The sequence below is a fragment of the Dethiothermospora halolimnae genome, from assembly GCF_037577855.1.
GTDB classification, from domain to species: Bacteria; Bacillota; Clostridia; order Tissierellales; family VENL01; genus Dethiothermospora; species Dethiothermospora halolimnae.
This window is the reverse complement of the sequence record NZ_JBAKFX010000001.1, coordinates 84,162-109,442: the sequence shown is the minus strand read 5'-3', so window position 1 is coordinate 109,442 and position 25,281 is coordinate 84,162. Positions and strand designations below refer to the sequence as shown.

General features: G+C 29.5%; 25 protein-coding genes, 1 pseudogene and 1 riboswitch. Of the genes and pseudogenes, 24 read left to right on the top strand and 2 right to left on the bottom strand.

Annotated elements, in window-relative coordinates:
- The first annotated feature begins 196 nt into the window (after positions 1 to 196).
- A complete protein-coding gene (locus V6137_RS00515; RefSeq protein WP_425445911.1) occupies positions 197 to 1,486 on the top strand; it encodes a histidine--tRNA ligase in 1,290 nt (429 codons plus the stop codon).
- 45 nt (positions 1,487 to 1,531) lie between these two features.
- On the opposite strand, the gene V6137_RS00510 is transcribed toward V6137_RS00515, so the two are convergent.
- Entirely contained in the window at positions 1,532 to 2,212 is a 681-nt protein-coding gene (locus V6137_RS00510) for a Crp/Fnr family transcriptional regulator (RefSeq protein ID WP_425445910.1), read from the bottom strand.
- 101 nt (positions 2,213 to 2,313) lie between these two features.
- On the opposite strand from V6137_RS00510, the gene V6137_RS00505 reads away from it, so the two are divergent.
- The 6 genes from V6137_RS00505 to rluF all read left to right on the top strand — a co-directional run bounded on the left by V6137_RS00505 (position 2,314) and on the right by rluF (position 6,756).
- The gene (locus V6137_RS00505) at positions 2,314 to 2,736 is read left to right on the top strand and encodes a DMT family transporter (RefSeq protein ID WP_425445909.1); all 423 of its coding nucleotides are present in this window, start codon (positions 2,314 to 2,316) and stop codon (positions 2,734 to 2,736) included.
- Between the two features lie 12 nt (positions 2,737 to 2,748).
- Entirely contained in the window at positions 2,749 to 3,192 is a 444-nt protein-coding gene (locus V6137_RS00500; protein WP_425445908.1) for a DMT family transporter, read from the top strand.
- A 251-nt stretch (positions 3,193 to 3,443) separates the two neighbouring features.
- Positions 3,444 to 4,352: an MBL fold metallo-hydrolase gene (locus tag V6137_RS00495; protein WP_425445907.1), complete on the top strand. Its 909-nt coding sequence runs from the start codon at positions 3,444 to 3,446 to the stop codon at positions 4,350 to 4,352.
- 67 nt (positions 4,353 to 4,419) lie between these two features.
- Complete coding sequence (locus V6137_RS00490) at positions 4,420 to 5,412, top strand: hypothetical protein (RefSeq protein ID WP_425445906.1); 993 nt, start codon at positions 4,420 to 4,422, stop codon at positions 5,410 to 5,412.
- Positions 5,413 to 5,522: 110 nt separating this feature from the next.
- Positions 5,523 to 5,903 (top strand): lactoylglutathione lyase, encoded by a 381-nt coding sequence (gene gloA, locus V6137_RS00485; protein WP_425445905.1) that lies wholly within the window; start codon positions 5,523 to 5,525, stop codon positions 5,901 to 5,903.
- A 94-nt stretch (positions 5,904 to 5,997) separates the two neighbouring features.
- Entirely contained in the window at positions 5,998 to 6,756 is a 759-nt protein-coding gene (rluF, locus tag V6137_RS00480) for a 23S rRNA pseudouridine(2604) synthase RluF (protein ID WP_425445904.1), read from the top strand.
- Positions 6,757 to 6,921: 165 nt separating this feature from the next.
- Here rluF and V6137_RS00475 read toward each other — a convergent pair whose 3' ends face one another.
- Complete coding sequence (locus V6137_RS00475; protein WP_425445903.1) at positions 6,922 to 7,653, bottom strand: VCBS repeat-containing protein; 732 nt, start codon at positions 7,651 to 7,653, stop codon at positions 6,922 to 6,924.
- A gap of 179 nt (positions 7,654 to 7,832) precedes the next feature.
- Here V6137_RS00475 and V6137_RS00470 point away from each other — a divergent pair.
- The 17 genes and pseudogenes from V6137_RS00470 (at position 7,833) to V6137_RS00390 (ending at position 25,258) form a co-directional block, all read left to right on the top strand.
- Positions 7,833 to 8,602 (top strand): annotated as a pseudogene (locus V6137_RS00470) (serpin family protein).
- Between the two features lie 77 nt (positions 8,603 to 8,679).
- Positions 8,680 to 9,495, top strand: a complete 816-nt coding sequence (locus V6137_RS00465) for an EFR1 family ferrodoxin (protein WP_425445986.1) — start codon at positions 8,680 to 8,682, stop codon at positions 9,493 to 9,495.
- A 145-nt stretch (positions 9,496 to 9,640) separates the two neighbouring features.
- Positions 9,641 to 10,567: a transposase gene (locus tag V6137_RS00460; RefSeq protein ID WP_425445902.1), complete on the top strand. Its 927-nt coding sequence runs from the start codon at positions 9,641 to 9,643 to the stop codon at positions 10,565 to 10,567.
- Between the two features lie 519 nt (positions 10,568 to 11,086).
- Positions 11,087 to 11,356, top strand: a complete 270-nt coding sequence (locus tag V6137_RS00455) for a CD3324 family protein (protein ID WP_425445901.1) — start codon at positions 11,087 to 11,089, stop codon at positions 11,354 to 11,356.
- Between the two features lie 187 nt (positions 11,357 to 11,543).
- Positions 11,544 to 12,008: a GNAT family N-acetyltransferase gene (locus tag V6137_RS00450; RefSeq protein ID WP_425445900.1), complete on the top strand. Its 465-nt coding sequence runs from the start codon at positions 11,544 to 11,546 to the stop codon at positions 12,006 to 12,008.
- A gap of 146 nt (positions 12,009 to 12,154) precedes the next feature.
- Positions 12,155 to 14,212 (top strand): S9 family peptidase, encoded by a 2,058-nt coding sequence (locus V6137_RS00445; protein WP_425445899.1) that lies wholly within the window; start codon positions 12,155 to 12,157, stop codon positions 14,210 to 14,212.
- 59 nt (positions 14,213 to 14,271) lie between these two features.
- Complete coding sequence (locus V6137_RS00440; protein WP_425445898.1) at positions 14,272 to 14,862, top strand: class I SAM-dependent methyltransferase; 591 nt, start codon at positions 14,272 to 14,274, stop codon at positions 14,860 to 14,862.
- Positions 14,863 to 14,980: 118 nt separating this feature from the next.
- The gene (locus V6137_RS00435; protein WP_425445897.1) at positions 14,981 to 15,895 is read left to right on the top strand and encodes a helix-turn-helix transcriptional regulator; all 915 of its coding nucleotides are present in this window, start codon (positions 14,981 to 14,983) and stop codon (positions 15,893 to 15,895) included.
- A 66-nt stretch (positions 15,896 to 15,961) separates the two neighbouring features.
- Positions 15,962 to 16,405: a VOC family protein gene (locus V6137_RS00430; RefSeq protein WP_425445896.1), complete on the top strand. Its 444-nt coding sequence runs from the start codon at positions 15,962 to 15,964 to the stop codon at positions 16,403 to 16,405.
- A 124-nt stretch (positions 16,406 to 16,529) separates the two neighbouring features.
- On the top strand, positions 16,530 to 17,456 hold the full coding sequence (locus tag V6137_RS00425; protein WP_425445895.1) for a transposase: 927 nt from the start codon (positions 16,530 to 16,532) through the stop codon (positions 17,454 to 17,456).
- Positions 17,449 to 17,622 (top strand): hypothetical protein, encoded by a 174-nt coding sequence (locus V6137_RS00420; RefSeq protein ID WP_425445894.1) that lies wholly within the window; start codon positions 17,449 to 17,451, stop codon positions 17,620 to 17,622. Before V6137_RS00425 ends, V6137_RS00420 begins: the two co-directional genes overlap by 8 nt.
- A gap of 108 nt (positions 17,623 to 17,730) precedes the next feature.
- Positions 17,731 to 17,913: riboswitch (cobalamin riboswitch) on the top strand.
- Positions 17,914 to 18,214: 301 nt separating this feature from the next.
- Entirely contained in the window at positions 18,215 to 19,255 is a 1,041-nt protein-coding gene (locus V6137_RS00415) for an ABC transporter substrate-binding protein (protein ID WP_425445893.1), read from the top strand.
- Positions 19,256 to 19,281: 26 nt separating this feature from the next.
- Entirely contained in the window at positions 19,282 to 20,400 is a 1,119-nt protein-coding gene (locus tag V6137_RS00410; protein ID WP_425445892.1) for a FecCD family ABC transporter permease, read from the top strand.
- Positions 20,401 to 20,402: 2 nt separating this feature from the next.
- A complete protein-coding gene (locus V6137_RS00405) occupies positions 20,403 to 21,185 on the top strand; it encodes an ABC transporter ATP-binding protein (RefSeq protein ID WP_425445891.1) in 783 nt (260 codons plus the stop codon).
- 192 nt (positions 21,186 to 21,377) lie between these two features.
- Positions 21,378 to 23,072, top strand: a complete 1,695-nt coding sequence (locus V6137_RS00400) for a DUF4153 domain-containing protein (RefSeq protein ID WP_425445890.1) — start codon at positions 21,378 to 21,380, stop codon at positions 23,070 to 23,072.
- 43 nt (positions 23,073 to 23,115) lie between these two features.
- Positions 23,116 to 23,565: a YkvA family protein gene (locus V6137_RS00395; RefSeq protein ID WP_425445889.1), complete on the top strand. Its 450-nt coding sequence runs from the start codon at positions 23,116 to 23,118 to the stop codon at positions 23,563 to 23,565.
- A 136-nt stretch (positions 23,566 to 23,701) separates the two neighbouring features.
- Entirely contained in the window at positions 23,702 to 25,258 is a 1,557-nt protein-coding gene (locus V6137_RS00390; protein ID WP_425445888.1) for a YecA family protein, read from the top strand.
- Positions 25,259 to 25,281: the final 23 nt, after the last annotated feature.

Sequence of the window (25,281 nt, the reverse complement as noted above, 5' to 3'; positions counted from 1 at the left end):
ATTGAGAATTGAGAGGGGAGAGTTAAGGGATCCCCGTAATCCCTATGGGTTGTTGGGGGATTCGTGATCCCTGTGAGTCCTTGAGGGATTCCTAATCCCTGTAAGTTGTTGAGGGATTCGTAATCCCTGTGAGTTGTTGGGGGATTCGTAATCCCCCAACCAGTTAACTATCAAATAAAAAGAAAGGATGATAATTATGAAATTAGAAAACTTAAAGGGAACAAAAGACTTTTTACCAAAGGAACAAACTATAAGGGAAAATGTGAGAAGGAAACTGGAAAGTACATTTGAAACATATGGTTTCATGCCAGTGGAGACACCGACTATATGTTATTTTGACTTATTATCATATAAATACGGTGGAGGAGATGAGATATTAAAGGAAGTATATAGGTTAAAGGACCAGGGAAATCGTGATTTAGGTCTAAGATATGATTTAACGGTACCATTTACAAAAATAATAGGAATGAATCCATACTTAAAAATGCCCTTTAAAAGGTATGAGATAGGAAAAGTATTTAGGGATGGTCCTGTAAAAAAGGGAAGACTTAGGGAGTTCACCCAATGTGATGTGGATGTAGTGGGAGTTAAATCAATGATGGCAGAAGCAGAACTTATGAGTATGGTATTTGATGTTTTCGATAAACTTAAACTAGATGTATATATATATTATAACAATAGAAAGTTATTATATGGAATACTAGAAAGTATAGGTACTAGAAAAGAGGATTTAAGTAATATAGTATTGTCGTTAGATAAAATAAAAAAGATAGGCAGTGAAGGGGTTATAAGGGAACTAATAGAGAAGGGAATTGGTAATAATATAATAGAAAAACTTAAAAAGCTTATAGAGGATAAAAACATAAATGATTTAGAATACTTACTAGAAAACTATAAGTCCCCTAAGACCCTAGAGGGTATAGATGAGCTAAAGAATTTAAATAGTTATTTACAGGAATTAGATTTATTAGACAAGGTTAAATTTAATCCATTTTTAGCAAGGGGATTAGATATATATACAGGAACAATATATGAGGTATTTTTATCTGATGGCAGTATAACATCAAGTATAGGAAGTGGAGGAAGATATGATAATATAATAGGTTCATTTTTAAATAATAATAAAGAATATCCTGCAGTGGGACTATCCTTTGGACTAGATGTTATATATACAGCCCTTTTAGATAAAAATCAAAATATAAATAAACCCTTGGTTGACTTAATAATAATTCCAATGGGAAGGGGGATTAAAACACTAAAAATAGCTAATGATATTAGAAAACTAGGAGTAAAAGTAGATATAGATATGACAAATAAAAAGCTAGGGAAAAAGTTAAAAGGGGTAGATAAAAGGAATATACCCTATGTAATTATTATAGGAGAAGATGAATTAAAAAATGGGAAAGTAAAAATTAAGAATATGAAAACTGGAAAGGAAGAAGAAGTGGAAATAGAAAATATAGGGGGATATGTGAAAGGTAATTAGTTTAAGTTTAAGTCTTAGTATCCCTACTAAGACTTAAACTTAAATTTATCTATATAAATTTTTAGAAAGCCTTCTTAACTCACCTTTATTTAAAATATATATCCTACCATCATCAAATCTTATTACTCTATTATTTTCGAGTTTTTTAAAGGTTCTATGGAGATGGCGATAGGTAGTCCCTAAAAATTCTGAGATATCATTAAAAGTTGAATTTAATATTATATAGTCTTTATCGGTAATATGTTCTAATAAATAGCTAGATAATCGATTAATAAGGGGATATGATAGATTATAACAACTATTATTAGATGTGTTTTCAAGTTTTTTACTTAATGATGAAATCATGAATCTTAAAAATCTAGGATTGTTATAGCACTTTTTCCTAAGTATATTTGTTGGTATTCCAATTAGATAACTATCCTTTACCGCTTCAACATTGGACACTATAGGACGGTCTTTTAATAATTCCACATCTCCTAAGGTATCAAATGTAGTATAAAACTCTAAAAGTATAGACTTACCATTTTCTAAAAGGGAAAATATTTTTAATTTACCATCAATAAAGAAATAATAATATAATAAATTACTTTTAGGGATTAGGACTTGTTCTCCTTTTTCATAATAATGAAGCTCCATATAAGGGATAATATCCTTATCTAGTATATCATCCATATTATGCTTTTTTATATAATAATTTAAAAGTTTCTTATCATTAATTTTTTTCATAATTCCTCCTAAAATATATGTTAACATGACATATGTCATGTAATCTGATTAATAATCATGATAATCTATTTATAGTAAAAAGTAAAGATAGGAGGGATCATATGTATAAAGGTTTAACATTAATAACTGGAATATTACTTGCTATAATGTTATTTTTTAATGGAATGTTATCAGGAGTAGTAGGACCATACTTTAGTAATCTAATATTCCATATTATAGCTGTATTTTTTATAGTAATATTATCTTTAATAACTAAAAATAAATGGAGTAATATAAAGAAGGCACCTAAGATATTCTTTCTTCCAGGGATTTTAAGTGTTTCGGTAATAGTATTAAATAATATTTGTATTCCTAAGTTAGGTATAACCTTAACAGTGGGAATAAGTCTCTTTAGTCAGTTAATAGTATCAAACATAATAGATCATTTTGGAATATTTCATATGCCTGTAATTAAATTCAAACCTAAAAAGTTAATAGGATTCTCTATTATTTTATTAGGAATAGTAGCAATGATAACAATGTAGAGGAGGGATAGTATGTATATATTTTTAGCTTTTTTAATAGGAATATCTATAGTTATTTCAACAATATTAAACGGTAAGATTGGAGAGCAGGTAGGGGTGCTAAATGGAGTTATGATAAATTATGGAGTAGGATTTATAGCTTCAATTATTATTTGTGTTATTGTTAGAAATAATACACCAGCAATTGAAAAAGTAATAGGTGCACCATTTTATTATTTTTTAGGTGGTTTTTTAGGAGTAGCAGTGGTATTTTTATTTAATGTTACGGTTCCAAAGGTGCCAGCTGTATATATAGTTATACTACCATTTATAGGTCAAATGTTTACCAGTGCAATAATAGATTATTTTTATTTAGATACCTTTTCAAAGGGAAAAGTAGTAGGGGGAATATTATTGATGGTAGGACTAATATATAACACTAAAGTTGATAAGGAATATAGAGAGGAAGGGGCTTAATATAATTGACAATTGACAATGGACAATTAAGGTACAAATGGGCTAAAGCCCATTTGATAGATGATATTTCACGAACAAAGTGAGTGAAATTACCTTTAACTGTCAATTCTCAATTCTCCATTTTCAATTAATATAAGTAGAGGGGGAATTCACACCCTGATACAATAAATAAACAGTGAAAAATAGAAATCTCCCAAATTGTGGTATACAAATATAAATGATATAATAAGTACAAAAATGGGAGGATACTAATGATTATAAAAAATATAGGCAGTAGAGGAGTACACTTTATTTTTGAAGAAGGGGATTCTCCCCTTGGGGATTTAGGAGTATATCTAATTAAAGGAGATAATAGACTTTATTTATGTGATACCCAATTAGGTCCTAGATGCATGGATGTGATTAAGGAATATATATATAAAGAAGGTTTAAGTAAAAAAGAACTAGTTATTTTTAATACCCATTCAGACTGGGATCATGTCTGGGGGAATATGGCCTTTGAATATTCTGATATAATAGGTCATAAAACCTGTAAAGAAAGAATGGAAGAAATCGGGGAATACGATATAAAAAAATATGAAGGGAAATTTCATAAAGGTGATATAAAAATAAAATTACCTAATATTACATTTGAGGATAAATTGACCTATGAAGATGATGGAGTGGAGTTTATATATACTCCAGGCCATACTATATGTTCTGCTATTTGCTTTGATAAAAAGGATTTAGTTGCATTTATAGGAGACATGGTTGAAGAGCCTTTTCCCATATTACAATATCATGATCTTGAAAGATATATAGAAAGTCTTAAGTTTATAAAAAATTTACCGGCCAAAACTTTTTTATCAGCCCATTCAGGAGAAGTAGATAGAGAAACCATAGATGAGAATATTGAATATATTAAAGGGGCTATGGTGGATAATAAAGGGGAACTAGGTGAGAGATATGAACATAATGTTAAGCTGGTATTAGTTTCAGAATATGAAGATAAGATAAAAGGAAAATTAGGAAATAAGTATAATTATGAAACATCTAAGGGGGATTTTTTAAAAAGGTTAGCCACTAAATGTAATTACCAAGAAGCTGAAGGAAATATCATAGGTAAAACTAGCTACAATGAATTAAAAAAGGCTTATAAAGAGTATATTGAAGGTTTATAAAATCTGTTGGTGAAATATCACCAACCTTTTCTTTGCTATAAATGAAGTTATAAAAGGGGGATTAATATTGAAAAAAAAGATATGGATTGGTATACTTATTTTGGCTATAGTTATAGTATCCTTTAAATTTTATTCTGCCCATAGGGATAAAACACTAATGGAGAAAACAGATAAACAACTTGTCACTTTGTTAAAACCATTTATTAATAATACTGTTTTAATTATGGATGGAGATAAATATATTTTAAGAATTAAAGAAGCCAGCTTATCCGATTATGTAGAGCCCTATGAAAATGTTTTAGAACATGAAGCTATGGTTAGATTTGACGTGTATAAAAATCAAATTAGTGATGATAATTATATAGATAATGAATATATTAGAATGAATGTATGGAGAAAGGATTTAAATAGTGACTTTTTTACAAGTGCTAAAAGTGATAGAACAGGTATGTCATATAAAGCAAGGATATTCAGTAAGTTAACTTATATGTTATTTGACAATGACTATAAAGATATAAGGGATAAAGACAGGGAATCTCATTCAGTTAGTGGTCATGGAAGCTATAATGAAGATAATATAGAATATAATAAATATGGACAAATAATTAAAAAAGGAGATGTGGAGTATTATAGTATAGACTATGGAAAAGGTTTAAGTATGAAGTATACTACAAAATACTATATAGAAGATTTTAAAAAATACCATGAAATGAATGTGAAAGTGGAAAAGATACAGGGGGACTATCATCCTTTGTGGTATTTAAAATCAGAGGGGTTAGAAGATATTAGTTTTCATTATCGTGGCAATTATAAAGATAAAAAAATTATATATAGTAAAGACACTATTGAAAAAGTAGTTAAATATATTAAAAGTTTGTCATTTGAAGAAGTGGATAAAGACACCGGTAATTATGAACCATATATTTATCTTAAATTAGACGAACCTCTAGTTAATGTAACTTTAGGTAAAGATTATATATATATAAACTCTGCTGATGCCTATTGCAAAGGTGAAGAATATGTAAAGAAGCTAATAGATATATTAGAATCAGCAGGATAAGGGAGATAATAATGTACTAATTTCAAGGTGTTAAGCTTTGGATATATGAATTAAATACTATACTAAGGGTAACTATAGTTATAACATCTAAAATCAAAAGGAGTGGTCTTATGGATTATAAAATGTTACATACATGTATTAGAGTAATGGATTTAGAAAAGTCTTTAAAATTTTATAAAGAGGCATTAGGGTTAGAAGAAAAGGAGAGGAAGGATTATCCAGAATATGAATTCACTTTGGTTTATTTAACCGATAAAGATGGTACTTATGATTTAGAATTAACTTATAACTACAATCCAGATAAACCCTATGAACTAGGTAATGGATTTAGTCATATTGCAGTTTCTGTGGATGATTTAGAAGGATCTCATAAAAAGCATAAGGATATGGGATATAAAGTTACAAAACTAATGGGACTTCCCGATAGTCCACCTAAGTATTATTTTATAACAGATCCCGATGGATATGAGATAGAAGTTATAAGGGGATAATAAAATTTTTTATATTAAGGCTGGATTTATCCAGCCTAATATTATGCTAAAGAATATAAAATAAAAAAATGGAGGGAGATGTAAAAATATATCTATGAAAAATGAAAAAATAAGATTAAATAAATACATAAGACAAACTGGTTTATGCTCCAGGCGGGAGGCAGACACACTTATAGAACAGGGGAGAGTCACAGTAAATGGAGTAAAGCCAGAGGTGGGTACTAAAGTGACCGATGGAGATGAAGTAAAAGTGGACGGAAAGCCTATAAAATCAAAAGAAAAGCCAGTATATATAGCCCTTAATAAACCAATTGGAATAACCTGTACTACAGAGCATAAAGTTAAGGGCAATATAGTAGACTTTGTAAATTATCCAAAAAGGATTTTTCCTATAGGAAGATTAGATAAGCCATCGGAGGGCCTTATATTCTTAACTAATGACGGTGATATAGTAAATAAAATTCTTCGGGCAGGTAATAACCATGAGAAGGAATATATTGTAACCGTTGATAAAACCATAACGCAAGAATTTATAGAGAAAATGGGAAGTGGAGTTCCTATTTTAGATACAGTAACTAAAAAATGTGAAGTAAAAAAAGAAGGAAAACGGACATTTAGAATAATATTAACCCAAGGGTTAAATAGACAAATAAGAAGAATGTGTCAGTATCTAGGCTATAATGTAACTAAACTTAAGAGGGTTAGAATAATGAATGTGAGGCTAGGGAATTTGCCCATTGGAAAATGGCGATATTTAACTGACCATGAACTAAAAACTATCAATGAATTGATAGCAGATTCCGTTAAAACTGAGGAAGCTTCCATTGGAACAGTTAACAATTTAACTAAGTAGAGATTAATGAATTCCATGTACACTAGTAGCAGGGAATTCATTTCCGGGTATACCGGTAAAAGAGCTTTCAAAGGCAGAATTGAGGGGACTGTAAATAGTTGTGTGTAAATCACCAACTTTTTACATTCTCGAATTGAGTTATTGGGGGATTCGTAATCCCCCAATTTATCCAAATATCCCCACCGTTTCAAAGAATGGTTCAAACTCTTTGCCGTTCCACTCTAGAGAAACTTGAACGACACCTAAACCATCGGCATTATATCGTCCAGCTATACTTCGAGTTGCGTACAATTCATAGCTACCATCTCTTCTAAAATCCACTGGATATAACCCACCAAGGGGATTTACCCACCCTTCAATAGGTTCCTTTAATGTTCCATCATCATTATATATTTCTGATAAATACTCATCACCCTTATATTTAATATCGATTGTATAAGTATCTCCTGTATTTTTTTCTATAACTTTTACTTGATAATTATCTTGATATATAACATCATAGGTATACTCTTCATTGAAATCTTCAAAATAGAATATTCGATTAGGTATATTATCCATCATAGAATATATATAATAAAATGCATAACCTCCACTTCCTCCAGAGTCAATACTAATTAAAATATCATCCACTTCATTTTTAGTGAAGTCTCCTAGAAATATAGTAGGCCCATATCCTCCATTAACCTCTAAAGTTATTTTAGTAAATTCACATGTCTTTCCATCTTGAACAATTAGAGTTATATTATCCACAAAGGGACTAGTAGGACCATAGGGTTTCTTTCCAACTAGATAAACATTATCTATATATCCATCACCAGTTACATCCCCTTGCTTAAAATCTACTATAATAAAACCATTACTTTTAAGTTCTCTCCAAAAATAAGAAGAATAATTCATAAACAGACCTCCTTTAGACCTATTTATTAATATAATATGAAGATGCCTAATATAAAGTGTTACTATGCGCTGATTATTTGGCAATATAAGAATAAGATTCATTGTATATGAGAAACATTTGGTTTATATTCTCCGTCTAAAGAAATATAGTAACTAATAAACTATTAGGAGTTGAAAAGATGAAAAAAATAAATTGTATATTATTATGTACATTAATATTAATGTGGTTTTTAGCCGGATGTAGTTCAGATATTAATGAAGATTTATCCTTTAATGAAGATAATATTGACAATAGTGTTATAAAAGGCAATACTGAATTGGCATTTCATATATTTAAAGGATTAAACAATAAGGACCGTGGAAAAAACATATTTATATCACCCATTAGTATTTCTACAGCACTTACTATGACCTATCAAGGGGCGGAGACTACAACAAAAAAAGAGATGATAAGTGTCCTTGAGTATAAAAGTGGGGAAAAAAGTGTATTAAATGAAAGCTATAACAATCTATTAAGATATCTAAGGGATATAGACAAGGGGATAGAACTGGATATAAATAACTCTATATGGATTGGAAAGGGTAAGAAAATAAATAGTAATTTTATAGATATCAATAAAAAGGTTTTCGATGCATATGTCAATGAAATTGATTTTTCTAAGAAAGACTCAGCTAAAAAAATTAACGGTTGGATTAATGACTCCACAGATGGAAAATAAAAAAAATGATAGAACCTCCTATATCAGAAGAAGTTATAATGTATCTTATTAATGCTATATATTTTAATGGAGAATGGTCAGAGAAGTTTGATAAAAATCGTAGTTTTACAACAGTATTTAACAATGAACAGGGTAAAGAAAAAGAGATTATTATGATGGAGAAAAAAGGAGATATAGAATATTTAGAATGGAAAATAACATTAGATTCACTGTGGAGTAAGACCTCTTAAAGTAGTATAATAAAATCTAGATGTAAATAAAATAGAGGGAGTAACATAATTATTATAAAACTTTAAGGGGAGGGGATATTATTATAAATAGAAAAATAAATACATTATATTTTAGTGCAACAGATACAACTAAAAAAGTAGTAATGGGGTTAGCAAATAATATTTATAAAAACATGGATATAAATAGAAATATTAACTTTACACTACCAAAATCTAGAGAACAATCAGTATCATTTGACAAAGATGATATTGTCATAGTAGGAGTTCCAGTTTATGCAGGAAGAGTTCCAAATGTGTTATTAAAATATTTAAATACTATTAAAGGAAATGGTGCATTGGCTATAGCTATAGTTGTTTATGGAAATAGAAACTATGATGATGCTTTAATAGAGCTAAAAGATATTCTTAAGTCTGATGGTTTTTCGGTGATTGCAGCAGGAGCTTTTATAGGTGAACACTCATTTTCTAAAACTTTAGCAAAGGGTAGACCAGATAGAGAGGATATGGATATAGTAAGCGATTTTGCCCATAATATATGGAAAAAATTAGAGACTAATAGTATAATAAATAATATAGAAGTTAAAGGAAATAGACCCTATAGAAAATACTATATGCCTAAAGATGAAAATGGCAATGCTGTTGATATTAGAAAAGTTACTCCAAAAACAAATAATAATTGTACCAATTGTAAACTCTGTGTGAATCTATGTCCCATGGGGTCAATTGATCATAATAATGTATCTGTATTAAGTGGAATCTGTATAAAATGTGGTGCTTGTATTAAGAATTGTCCTATTGAAGCAAAATATTATAATGATGAAGATTATCTAAGACATAAATATGAATTAGAAGTTAACTTAACAGATAGAAAAGAACCGGAGTTATTTATATAAATTTAAAACCGGTTCAGTGAAAAAATTAATAAGTTAAATCTAAAAAACTTCAAACCGGTTCAGTAAAAAGTCGGGAATATAGGTATAAAAGCTACCCCTTAAGCTAATAATGAAATCATAATACATTAGCGAAAGGGGTAGTGTTATGCCACGTCCATTTAGATTAAAAACGAATTTTTCAATTTATCATATTATGATAAGATGTGTAGACGGAATACTATTATTTAAAGACAATCAGGATAGGGAGCAATTTCTACTTAGAATAAAAAGATATAAAAAAAGGTATGGATTTAAGTTATATGCCTTCTGCCTTATGGATAACCATGCCCATATGGTTATTGATGCTGCAGGTGCTGATATAACCAAGATAATGCACGGTATAAACTTGTCCTATGCTAAATATTATAATAGAAAATATAAAAGAAGAGGTCATGTGTTCTCTGACAGATTTAGAAGTGAGATAATAGACAAGGATAATTATATATTACAGGCCTCAAAATATATTCACAAGAATCCTAGAAAGCTAAGGAATTGGAGTAACAAGGTTTTTCAATACCCATATTCCAGTGCACCAATTTATTTAGGAGATTTAGATGATAGATTTGAAATAGTAGATTGTGACTTTATATTGAAGTTATATAGTGATAAAAATAAGAAAAAAGCTATAAAGGAATATTTAGATTTTATGTTAGTGCCTAATTCTGCTGAGGAGCAAGAACAGATAGAGGCAGAATATGGGTTTAGAAACCAAAAGTGTGAATATAAAAGTGAAAAAACTATCATAGCAAAGGATATAGAGCCAGATGATATATTAACTTTTGTTGGGAAATATATAGGAGAAGATAAAGATAAAATAAAAATAAAATATATTAGAAATCTCACAAAGGCAAAAGCTATAACTATGGTTCTTATGGTTAGATTTTGTGATTATAAGGTGAAAGATATCTGTAGTTACTTTGGGAACATAACTCAATCAAGGGTGTCTAGTCTCTGTTCACTAGGGGTAGAGATACTATTTAGTGATGGAATATATAAAAATATTATTAATGATTTTTTAGAAGTATGTGGATAATAGAATTGAAGTCAGTTTAAATTATAAAACTTTAAATAATATGGAGAAAAGTCTTATTTTAAAACAATAAAGTGTGGACAAGCTATTTAAATACAATTATAAATATCAGAAAAATATATATAATAAAAATTAGATAAAGAATAATTGGATTAGAACAAGTTTTATTAGATAAGCATTAATTAAATAATATAAATGAACCGTTTTTATTTTTCTAGTGAAGGAAAAATAAAATATTGAACTTAAATTTATACTTAGAGTTTTGAAGATAAATAAAATTTTACAGAACCATTAAGTTTTATGATAAAATCATGTTATAAGCTTTTACAATTAAAAATAAAATTAATGAAATAGTTAAAAACCATAATTGAGGTGATTTTGATGAAGTATCCGTCTTTAAAAATATTTTTATATTCATAGCAAAGACTGCTATGAAGAAATAGATTTATTAACGCATTAAATTACTTTATAAGTAGTCTTTGCTCAGAGACATATAGATACAAATACAAGGAGGGCAAAGATATGAGTTATATTAATGCACAAAATGTTTTACCAAAGGATATAATAAAAATAGTTCAAAAATACATAGATGGTGAAACTTTATATATACCAAGAAAAAATGAAAATAAAAAATCTTGGGGAGAAAAGAATGGAACGAGAAAGACATTAAAAGATAGAAATAAAGAAATATTTAATAAATATATTAAAGGAAGTACCATTACTGAATTAACAGAGATATATTATCTTTCAGAAAAAAGTATAAGAAGGGTAATAAGAGAACAGAAAAAATAAATCCACAATGAAAAATATAACCATACTACTGGATCCAGTAGTATGGTTATATTTTTTACTATATTTTTCATAAAAAATCTTGTAGGCTCAAGTTCCATTAAGAACTATTTATTAGATTAAAATATATGATAACCAATGATAAAGTATAAATATATATATTACATATGAAAAAGGGAGGAAGTATATTATGTATATTGAATTTAAAAAGCCAGCAGAAAAAGATGGTAGTGAGATTGCAACATGGAAATATAAAGGAGAGTATAGTTTTTATAATAACGATAAAACAGAAGCTAAAAATCAATGGGCAAAAAATATCCATAAGGAAGAAAACACATTTGTTATTTATAATGAAAAAAATGAATTAATAGGTAACTGTAGTTTTGATTATGATGATGGTAAGTACATGCTAGGGGTACAGATGAAGCCAGAGTTAACTGGAAAAGGTATGGGTACAGAGTTTACTAAGTCTATATTGGAATTTGGTATAAAAGAATATGATTTTGATAGCATAGAATTACTTGTTGCTAAATTTAATAAAAGAGCTATAAGGGTCTATGAAAAATTAGATTTTGAAAAGATCGATGACTTTACTTGGGATGTAAATGGTGAGACAAAAGAATTTATTGCTATGAAAAAAGAATATAATAAATAAATTTAAAAACGGTTCAGCAAATAAAGCAGTAAATCCCCCTATAATAGGATATCTCTAACCAATGAAAAATTACACTTATATCACAATATATGGTACAATATATCTAATATTAAGTAATTACATATGAGTAAAAGGGGGAAATAGTTATGGGAAAACGAAGACTTAAAATAGAGGATCACTATAGATTTAAAACCCCAAGTGGGGTTACAATATCTTCAGATGGAAGTTTAGTGGCTTATGTGGTTAAAGAAATAGATAAAGATAAGGACGAAACTCTTACTAATATCTATCTTGTGGAAATAAATGGTAAAAACCATAGACAGCTTACTTTCTCAGGAAAGGATAGCTCTCCTACTTTTTCACCGGATGGAAAGAAACTAGCTTTTATATCATCTAGAGGGGATAAAAGTCAGATAAGGGTATTGCCATTAGAAGGTGGTGAATCATGGGCTATAAAGACGGATGAATCAGTATCAGGTCCGTTAATATGGACACCGGATGGCAAAAGTATCATTTATAATGCAGAGGTTTTTAGTCATGATGAAAAATGGGCTCCGTACCCTGGAGCTCCCAAATATGACAAAGAGCGTATAAAAAAATTATCTGATAAAGCCCATAAAGGTAAAGATGATGATAAAGATGATAAAAAGGAAAATAAAGTTAAAGTTATTACTCGATTCAGCTATAGGCGTGACGGTGTTGGATATTTTGGAGATGTAAAAAATCAAGTGTTTATAGCTGAAGTACCTTCAGGGCTTAACACAGATGAAGAATCTAAAGGAAGACAAATAACCAAAGGGGATTATGATCATAACGACCCTAGCTTGTCACCTGATGGAAAGTATATTGTTGTAAGTTCTAGACACTCTGAAACGGCTGACTATGATAAATCTATAGACCTATGGCTGTTTGATATTTATAACAAGGAGCCACATCTACTTTATAATGCACCTGGACCAAGTTATAGTCCTAAATGGTCCCCCTGTGGTAATTATATCACTTTTGCAGGTCATGATAACAAAGTAGGGGAATCCACAACAACAGATATTTGGCTTCTTGATGTAAAAGATTATATGAAGGATCTAAAAACAAAGGGGGAAGCTACTCCCATTGATGTAAATAGAGTAAAGAATATTACAAGAGTACTAGATAGACCAAGGGGAGGAAGTATAGGATGGCATGATGATAAATTAACTTTCCTAGTAATGGATAGGGGCGTAGGATGTATTTATGAAGTTACTCCATCCACTTCTCCGAAAAGGGTCTTAGTTGATTATAAAAAATCAATATCTAATTTGACCGTTAGAAATGGAGTTATGGTTTATGCTGTATCTGATCCCAAAACTCCCATAGAATTATATACCTTAGATAAAGATAGAAGAGAAAAACAATTAACTAATTTAAATGGTAAATTGATGGAGAACATAGCTTTAGGAGATTGGGACAAATTCACATATAAAAGTATCGATGATCAATCCATAGATGGATGGGAAATATATCCTAAAGATTTCAATCCTGACAGGAAATATCCATTAGTATTATTAGTTCATGGGGGACCCCATGGATCCTATGGTCCTAACTTTATGTTTATGGCTCAGTTATTAGCAGCTGAAGGTTATGTAGTGATATATACAAATCCTAGGGGAAGTATAACCTATGGACAACAGTTCGCATGTTCAATAGATAAAAACTGGGGAGATAAAGATTATAAGGATATCATGGCTGGAGTAGATGAAATAATCAAAAAGGGTTATATAGATGAAGAAAATATGTATGTTCATGGATGGTCCTATGGAGGATATATGTCCTGCTGGATTGCCACCCAAACAGATAGATTTAAAGCCATTTGTGCAGGAGCTAGTGTTACTAATATGTTAAGTGGCTACGGAACCTCAGATATAACCTTTGCCGATGAATATGAATATGGTGGTCAGCCATGGAAGGACTATGAACATCTTATTGAACATTCAGCTATTGGTCATGTGGAAAATGTGAAAACACCTATGATGCTTATGCATGGGGAAAATGACCTAAGGGTAGCAACAGGTCAAACAGATGAATTTTATATAGCACTTAAAAGACTGGGAAAAGAGGCTATAATGGTAAGATACCCCAATGAGTTCCATGGGTTATCCCGTCCGAGTCATGTGATAGATAAATATGAGAGAATAATATCTTGGTTTAATTACTATAGAGGTTTATAAAAATTAAGTGGACACTGCCTAAGGGTAGTGTTTACTTAATTTTATAGGGGGCATAAAATATGAAAATTAAAAATCAAAAGGAATACTTCAATAAAAATTATAAACAGTGGTCTAAAAATACACCTAAAGATAAAATCGATATTTCAACTAAAATAATAGAATTAATAGGACTAAAGGAAGGAGAGTCAGTGATTGACGTAGCCTGTGGAACTGGAATCTTATATTATATTTTAAAAGATAAAAAGTTAACCGATTATCTTGCTATTGATATATCAGAAAAGATGTTAAAAGAGCTACAAAATATATTCCCAGATGTGAACACGAAATGCTTAGACTTTGATAAAAAGGTTAATATAAACAACAAATTTGATTATGTTATTATATTTAACGGTATTCCCCATTTTGAAAATATAGATATAGCATTTGAAAATGTGAAAAACACTTTAAAACCTGGAGGTAAGTTTTTAATAGCCCAGACTAAAACTAGAGATGGTATAAAAGAGCATCATAGAAAAATTGGATATGATCTGGGGAGGGAACCTATTCCAAGAGATAATACCTTGAAACAATTAAGTGAAAAATATGGATTTACAGATATAATCATAAAGGATCAAGAATTTTTTTATTTTAGTTGTAAAAAGAAACAATAAAATATTACCGTTGCAATCATGCTTAAAAATAGATAGAATTACATTATATTCAAATTATTTTAGTGATCTAATATAATCATAACAGTATAATACCTCTAAACTTTAGGAGAGATTACTTATGAAAATAGATAGACTTCTTAGTATATTGATGATACTTATCAATAGGGATAAGGCCACCGCAAAGGAACTGTCTGATTATTTCCAAGTATCGGTTCGAACCATCCAAAGGGATATGGATTCCTTAAGTATGGCTGGGATACCTATTTATGCCGATGTTGGAAAAAAAGGTGGCTACAAATTACTTGATAATTATAAACTAGATAAAAATTTTTTAAATACCAATGAAGCCAAAATTCTCAATTCTTTTTTAAAAAGCTTAGAAAAAGTAGTACCATATTCAGAAATAAAATCCATATCTAATAAATTTCATACCATACTTCCAACCGATTTAGAAAAAGATAAATTAGTCATAAAATTAAATCCTTTAATGAATGAAAAGAAGCTAAGGTACAATGTAGATATATTATCTAAGGCTAGAAATAATTGTCGTAAAGTTAAGATTAAATATATAGATAGTAACTTTAAAGAAACATCTAGAACTATATGTGCCTATACCTTGGTAATGCTGGGAACCACCTGGTATGTCTATGGCTATTGTGAACTTAGAAAAGATTTTAGATTATTTAAACTAAATAGGATTATATCTTGCAATCTCTTAAGAGATAAATTTGAAATTAAAGAAACACCCAAGATCCTCCCTTGGGATGATAATATGGATTCTAAAAGAAAAAGTACCAAAATAATATTAGAAGTTGATAAAGCTTTACAAGGTAAACTTCCCGATTATTTTGACCATAAAAATTGTAAAGTTGAGGATGATAGGATAATTGTTAATCTAGATTTTCCTGTGGATGAATGGTTATATTCCATTCTTTTCGGATTAGTTCCCTATGTTAGGATTATAGAACCCACTTGGGTGAGGGAAGAGTTTGTTAGAAGGCTTAAAATATCTCTAGAAAAAAACAATCTATGACACAATGGTGTCCTAATATATATTTTATAATAAGTATATAGTCAACTTAACAGGGAGGAATAATATATGCTTAAATTAGGTTCTACATATTTATTTGTAAAGGATATGAATAAATCTATTTACTTCTATGAAAAATTACTTCAAATGAAAGTTACTTCTAAAAATTTTAATAGATGGGCTCAGTTTAATTTTGACGGGAATTGTATTGCCCTTATGAATCAGCAGTATGATGATAAAAGAATGGGAAGTGGTGAAAATTTACAAGGGGTTTATAGTGAAGAATATCTAGAAAGATATAAAGACTTTAAAATAACTTATGGTAATAATTTTGTGCTAAATTTTTATATCAATAATTTAAATGCTGAATATGAAAGACTTAAGAAATTAGATATAGGTAAAGTTTCTCCAGTTATGTATCTAAATGTGGCATCACCCTATTATTTTTTCACAATAGAAGACCCAGATGGAAATACCATCGAAATAACAGGGAATTATAACAAGGAATCATAAATTTTAACTACTATATTAGGTAGAAATTTAAAAACGGTTCAGTGAAAAATCGGGAATATAGGTATAAACACTACCCCTTAAGCTAATAATGAAATCATAATATATTAGTGAAAGGGGTAGTGTTATGCCACGTCCATTTAGATTAAAAACGAATTTTTCAATTTATCATATTATGATTAGGTGTGTAGATGGGATACTCCTATTTAAAGATGATCAGGATAGGGATCAATTTTTATTAAGAATAAAAAGATATAAAAAAAGGTATGGATTTAAGTTATATGCCTTCTGCCTTATGGATAATCATGCCCATATGGTTATTGATGCTGCAGGTGCTGATATAACCAAGATAATGCACGGTATAAACTTGTCCTATGCTAAATATTATAATAGAAAATATAAAAGAAGGGGTCATGTATTCTCCGACAGATTTAGAAGTGAGATAATAGATAAGGACAATTATATATTACAGGCCTCAAAATATATTCACAAGAATCCTAGAAAACTAAGGAATTGGAGTAATAAGGTTTTCCAATACCCATATTCCAGTGCACCAATTTATTTAGGAGATTTAGATGATAGATTTGAAATAGTAGATTGTGACCTTATATTGAAGTTATATAGTGATAAAAATAAGAAAAAAGCTATAAAGGAATATTTAGATTTTATGTTAGTGCCTAATTCTGCTGAGGAGCAAGAACAGATAGAGGCAGAATATGGGTTTAGAAACCAAAAATGTGAATATAAAAGTGAAAAAACTATCATAGCAAAGGATATAGAGCCAGATGATATACTAACTTTCGTAGGGGACTATATAGGAGAAGATAAAGATAAAATAAAAATAAAATATATTAGAAATTTAACAAAAGTCAAAGCTATAGCTATGGTTCTTATGAGTAGATTTTGCGACTATAAGGTCAAAAATATCTGCCATTACTTTGGCAATATAACTCAGTCTAGAGTGTCCAGTCTTTGTTCACTAGGGGTGGAGCTATTATTTAGTGATGAAAAATATAAGAATATCGTTGATGACTTTTTAGAAATATGTGGATAATAAAATAAAGCATTTTCAAGGTCCAAAAATTAAAATTATGGAGTTAAGTTTTATATTTTATGTTATAAAAGTGGACAAGCTTAATGAATTTATTGAAAATTTACAAGTAAATAAGGGATATAAGGTAAAAAATGAAAGTTTCAAAGCTAAATTTTTAATCAAATAATAATATAACCAATCAATGAACCGTTTTTAACTTCTTTTTAACTTCCCCTCTCCAATAAAGTTGACAATAACAACATAATTACCTATAATTAAGTTTAAATGTATAACTGAATATGCTGAAAGAATGGGTGCCTTTCATGAGGATAAAAGGGAAATTCGGTTAAAGTCCGGTGCAGCCCCCGCTACTGTAATCATTGACGAAATCTTCGTTAACCACTGGCTAAAGGGCCAGGAAGGGAAGAGACTAGGATGAAGTGTAAGCCAGGAAACCTGCCTATAAATCTTTCTTAGGTAATTATTTCGGAGGGAGATAGTTATTTATATAATGGTGATATTATGTCTTTTTTTAGAAAACTTAAGTTTTATATTACAATTATATTTATACAAGGCTCCTAATAGGGGCTTTTTTATATTAAGAATTGCTTAGTATAATAGTTCTTCTAAAAGAAAATCTAAGGGATTCAATATACCGAATCTCTACATATACTATTAGCTAAATAGATATCTACTCCCTACACTTTACACTCTATACCAACAAAGGACCTTCAATGGTGCCTTTGTTTCGCCACCAAAAGATAAAGGAGATGACAATTATGACAAAAAGAATTATTACAGTTTTACTTAGCTTATTCCTTATAGCAACACTAACCGTTGGATGTGGAAGTGATGCAAATACATCTAACAATGACAATCAAGACAAAGTAAAACAACAGAAACAGAAGGATACACAAGACCCAACAAAAGAAACATCTTACTACCCAGTGACTATAAAAAATTATAATTCCCAAGGAGAAGAATATCAAATAACATTTACTAAAAGACCGGATAAGATCATCACTACAAATCAGCCTCCAACGGAGCTTTTACTTACTTTAGGTCTTGAAGATATTATGGTGGGAACATCATACTTAGATAATCCCATTTTACCTAAACTTAAAGAGAAATATGAAAAGATACCAGTACTATCCAATAGATATCCTTCTAAAGAAGTGGTTATAGCAAAACAACCCAATTTAATATTTGGATGGAGTAGTGCATTTATGGATAAAAACATAGGTTCAGTGGAAAGTTGGAATAAAAAAGGAGTATACACGTTTATCCAAAGGAATTCAGGGGTAGCCGATGAAAGGTCCATAGAAAATGTATATAAAGACATAGATGATATAGGAAAGATTTTTAATATTAAAGATAAAGCAGATAAACTTATAAACTCAATGAAAGAAAGAATATCCAATATCCAAGATAAAATAAAGGATAAAGAACCTGTTAAAGTACTTGCATTAGAAGGGGCTGGAGATAATAAATATCGTGTATATGGTAAAACATCCCTTATAAATGACATGATAGAAAAGGCAGGGGGAATAAATTTAGCAGAAAAGAGTGGAACCTATAGCATAGAAAATATAGTTGCTAAAAATCCAGATGCTATTATACTTATCCATTATTTAGAGCAAGAAAAGGATAATGATAGTATAAAAGGATTAAAAAATAATTCTGTCCTTAATAATGTAAATGCTATAAAAAATGATAAAATAATATTTACACCCCTAGCAGAAACCTATGCTGGAGGAATTAGAACTATAAAGGGTATTGAAAGGTTTGCTAAGGAGTTTTATCCAGAATTATTTAAATAAATATATGGAAATAATAGGTGATAATATTGGAAAACACAGAAAAACTAGGACAATCCATAGGGGAAAATACCAATAGCTTTAAAGAAGGAATAATTAAAGATAGGAAGGTTTTTATAATAACAATCCTATTACTTATAATAACCTTATTTTTATCAATTATATTTGCTGTGGTATTTGGTCCTGTGGAGATAAAAGCCACAGAGGCATTTAGAATAGTAGTTTATAATACAGTAAAAATACCCATAGGAGATATTGAAACCCTTACTTCAGGAATGAATTATGACATAATATGGGGAATTCGAGTTCCTAGGGTACTCTTAGGAGCAGTTGTAGGCATGGGTCTTTCTATAGTAGGAGTGGTAATGCAGGCTATGGTACAAAACCCTCTAGCCAACCCCTATACCCTAGGTATATCCTCGGGAGCCTCATTAGGGGCTACATTTGCCATAATGTTAGGTGTAGGAGGTATATTTGGTACAAATGCCATAGGGATATCGGCATTTATAGGAGCATTTATTTGTTCCGTGGCTGTATATATACTGTCTAATATCGGAGGAAATTCATCATCGGTGAAGTTATTATTAGCTGGTATGGCAATCAGTGCCATATGCTCATCCTTTACAAGTTTTATAATATTTATAGCCAATGATGCCCAGGGAATGAAAACTTTAACTTTTTGGTTAATGGGAAGTCTAGTATCAGGCTCGTGGCAAAATATCATTACACCAAGCATTATAATTGTATTGGGAGTATTATTTTTCATATTCCAATTTAGAAACCTAAATATGATGCTTATGGGGGATGAAAACGCAATAACCCTAGGAACCAACCTAAATTCCCACAGGAAAGTTTATATGCTTATAACTTCCCTTATGACAGGAATGATAGTTTATGTTGCTGGAACCATAGGCTTTGTGGGATTACTTATTCCCCATATAGTGAGGGGAATAGTTGGATCTGATCATAGAAAATTAGTACCCATAAGTGCTCTAATAGGAGCTATTTTTCTAATATGGACAGACGTATTTGCAAGAACTATAATGGGGGGAACTGAAATACCCATAGGGGTAATAACTTCTCTACTGGGAGCGCCATTTTTCCTATGGCTTATGGTGAAAAAATCCTATGGATTTGGAGGCAATTGATTATGGAACTTAAAACCAATAATATATCTGTTACCATAAGTGGTAATCATATACTGAAAGAAGTCGAGGCTAATGTAAATAGGGGCGAATTTGTAGGATTAATAGGGCCAAACGGAAGTGGAAAATCAACTCTACTAAAAACTATATACAGAGTAATAAAACCTGATGCAGGACTTATAACCTTAGACGAAAGGGAAATAGTTAATATTCCTTTAAAGGAAACTGCAAAACAACTGGCTGTGGTGAGACAATTTAACAACTTTAACTTTGACTTTAAAGTTGAGGAAATAGTAATGATGGGAAGAGCTCCCCATAAAAAAATGTTGGAGTTTGATAGTGTTAAGGACTATGAAATAGTCTATGAGTCATTAAAAAAAGTGGATATGGAGGACTATGGAAAACGAAATTTTTCAACTTTATCTGGGGGAGAAAAACAACGGATAATGGTGGCTAGGGCCTTAGCCCAAAGAGCGAAATTCTTAGTATTAGATGAGCCAACAAATCATTTGGATGTAAAGTATCAGCTGCAACTTTTAGACCTTATAAAATCCCTAGGTCTAGAGGTATTGGCTGCGTTACACGACTTAAATTTAGCAGTAATGTATTGTGATAGGATATATGTAATAAAGGAAGGAAAAATAGTAACTGAAGGAAAACCAAAGGAAATTATAACAGAAAAACTCCTTAAAGAAGTTTTTGAAGTCAATGCAGAAGTTAAAAAGCACCCTAAAACAGGACAACTAAATATAATGTATTTACCAAGACATAATATAAATAAGGCCTAAATTTATTGGGCCTATTTTTTATATACTAATTATTTAAATAAATGCCCATATTCTAAAATTACTTAATCAATCCTATTACAACTACCACTAATCCATGATAAAATAAAAATAAAAGGAGTGATAATAATTAATATTACTAAATTAACGAAAACTTTAGGAAATAAATTATTCTTTAGTATTAGAAGGTTTCCCATGGCACTATTATATTCAACTTTAACTGTAATAATTTTAATATATGGAAATCATTTAGACTATATAGATGACATGAGGGCTACTCTTAGACCTATAGTAATGACAGTTGCCCTAGGAATCCCTTTAAGTTTATCAGTATATTTATTATTTGAGGCTAAACCAAATATAAATAAACAAATAAGAATACTGGTTCAAGGAGTGGTGCCAGTTATACTAGTACTTTTATATTTTTTATACTTTAGGGAAATAGACTATGTATCAGGGACTAAATATGTTGGATATACCATAGCACTATATCTTATATTTACCCTTATACCCTATATAAGTAGAAGAGGAAATTACGAGATATATGTTATTAAGTTATTCTCTAGATTTGTTGTTACATATGTTTATTCTTTAGTTTTATACTTAGGACTTGCAGCTATATTAGTAACAATAAACCTATTATTTAATGCAGATATATCAGGGAAAATATTCGGGGACATAGGATTTATAGTGGCAGGAATTTTTGCTCCAGGATTTTTCTTAGCCGATATACCAAAGAAGGAAGAGAATATTTCTATAAAGGATTATCCTAAAGTACTAAAGGTTTTATTAAAATATATAATTATGCCCCTATTAAGTGTTTACACAGTTATCTTATATATATACTTTGGGAAAATAGTAGTTATAAGAGCATTACCAGAAGGTATTATTGGAAACTTGGTATTATGGTATTCCATAATAAGTACAATAACATTTTTCTTTATATACCCATTAAGGGATATAAATCAATGGATTAAAAAGTTCTTAAAAATTATTCCTAAAGCTATTATACCGTTACTAGGGCTAATGTTTTTAGCGATAGGTATAAGGATAAATAGTTATGGAATAACAGAAAGTAGATATTTTGTAGTATTAATAGGATTATGGCTTGCTTTTTCGATGATATATTATTCAATTAAAAAAGACATAAAAAACATAATAATAATCATTACACTAGTGGTCATAACAATAATAGGAGTGACAGGACCCCTTAGTTCCTATTCAATATCAAAATGGAGTCAAAATCGCCGTTTTAAAAGTGTATTAGAAAAGTATGATATGATAGGTGAAAACCTAAAGATAAAATCATTGCCTAAAGAAAAGTCCTTTACAAAAGAAGATAAAAATAACATTAATAGTGTAATATTGTACTTTGATAGATATCATGATTTAGATGATATAAAATACCTTCCCAATGATTTTAAAATAAAAGATATGAATGTTATATTTGGATTTGAATTATACGACAATAGAATAGGCCCTAGTAGAGAAAAGGAATTTTTCAACTATAGCTTATACAATAAAAACACATTTAGTGATATATCAGACTTTGATTACTTTAAAGAGTTTAATAAAAGAGACTACAATAAAGAAGATGATAGAAATATAGGGTTAGATATTGACTATAATATTGATAATAATGAGTTTATTATAAAAAATAAAAAAGAAATAATCTACAAAAAAAGTTTATATAAGGTAGTAAAGGATATATATAATGAAAACAGAAAAAAAAGAAACATACCCATAGACAGAATGACCTATACAGATGAAACTGAAAATATAAAAATAAAAATTATATTTAAGGGAGTATATGGATATAAGTATAGATCAAATGACGAATTAGTTATTAGAAACATTGAGTTTTATAGCTTTATAAAAGTAAAAGAATAAATGTAAGGTAATAAAACACCAAACTGCCTAAGAGGAGGTTTATATGAATAATCTAGATACAAATGTAAATGATGGATTCTACAAAAAGATTAGAGAAAAAATTAGAAAGTGGTCAGAAACTAAAGTAGGAAGAAACCACAAGTTTGTTGACTACCTACTATTTGCCCCAGATTTATTTCACTTACTTTGTAAAATGTCTATTGATAAAGGAGTCCCAGCAAAGGAAAAGGCAAAACTAGCGGCGGCTATTGCATATTTTATTTCTCCATTAGACTTGATGCCAGAGGTATTAGTGGGTCCAGTGGGGTTTTTAGATGACATAGCGGTGGCAGCCTATGTACTAAATGCTGTTATTAATAACACAGATGAAAATATAGTAAAAAAACACTGGGCAGGAGATGGAGATGTATTAGAGGTTATTCAGTCTATCTTAAAGTTTGCCGATGAAATGATTGGCTCTGGGTTATGGTCAAAAATAAAGAAAAAGTTTTAACTATATCATGACAATATTTAATGAAAGATTACTCCCTTTAAATGCCATTAGTATATTACTACTGATAACAATCCTTTATATTAGTAGTAATATAAGCTATAATAGATAAGGATATTTAAAGGAAAGGATAATGCAGATGATTTTAAAAAAAATAACAGAACACTACGGAGTAGAATTAACAGAATCCAATTATAAAAAAGAATTTATTAACATATTGGCAATGTCGGTATTAGAAAAAGAATCAAAAAAATATTTTGCAAAGTTTCTAAGGGATAATAAGAAAGATATAGATATGACTTGGGCCATATATATGATAGATTTTCTTATTAATATAGAAAATAAAAATCAAGATAGAGTGTTAGAGGATTATGAAGTGCTTAGATCTTATCCTAAAAATTATTACTTAGAATCTGAGATAGCCAATTGTTATATGATAATAAATAACATGGATAAGGCTAAATCCCACTATATGGAGACTATAAGATTAAGGCTAGAAAGCGATGGGGTTGATGCCAATAGATTTAAAGAGTTAATGGAAAATGATAAATTTAATATTATGTTTGAAGAAGTAGTTAGGGAAGTAAAGAAAGATTTAAAAAAGAATAACAAACAAAATTTTCTTAAAGAGCAGGATGACACATATGAATATTATTTAAATACATTAACTAAAAAGCAGTTAACTGATATAAGAAAAGAATATAAATTTAAGGGACTAAGTACCTTAAATAAAAAAGAACTAGCTAAAGCTCTAGCAGAAAGAATACCAAATAATTTAGATAAAAAAATTAGATTATTAGGGCAACATGAGATGGATTTACTAAAAAAAATAGTGGATAATGAAGGGGTACTTAAACTAAATCAGTTCTATAAAATAGCCAGATATCTTGAAGAGATAGGCATAGGATTTTCAAAATCATTGGATGATGGGACTATACTATTGATACTTCCAACGGAACTTTTAGCACCTCTAGATAAGCTATTGGCTTCTAGAGATATAGCTAAAGATATAAGGGACAACACAGAAGTATTTCAATTAATAGACGGGTGTTTACATTACTATGGAGTAATAAATACATCTAATATTATTAGTATATTAAAAGAAAGATACAATATAGAGATGGATACTAAAAGGCTAGTAAACTTAGCTTTTGAATACCCAAGATTCAGCATATATATTGAGAGAGATGAAGATTTAATATATTATATATTAAATGATAAATATAAGGAAATGTATGCTATCCATAAAAAAAGACAAGATTTAGATTACTATCAATTAAAATATATAACTATAAAAGAAACGGAAAAGTCTGGAGATATATTATTAAATAAGAAACAAAAAGAAGTGCTAAATTATTTCAAAAGAAAGTATGGATTAAACAAAAAAGAAGCTAAAGAAATAATCTTTGAGTTTATAAGTATGATACAGATCCAAGGATTAAATGAAATAATGGAATTTGCCGGAGAGATATTTGTTATAGAGAATACAGAAGATGCAAATGAAATATTAAGTTATCTTGTGGTATTAAACAACAATACTAGAATGTGGAAGATGAAAGGTTATAAGCCCAGTGACCTATCTTCAAATAATGATAAAAATACAAGTCAAAGAAGAAGTAAAAAAATAGGTAGAAATGAACCCTGTCCATGTGGTAGCGGTAAGAAATACAAAAAATGCTGTGGAGGAAATAAGTAGTACTTTTATAAAAATAAATCTAG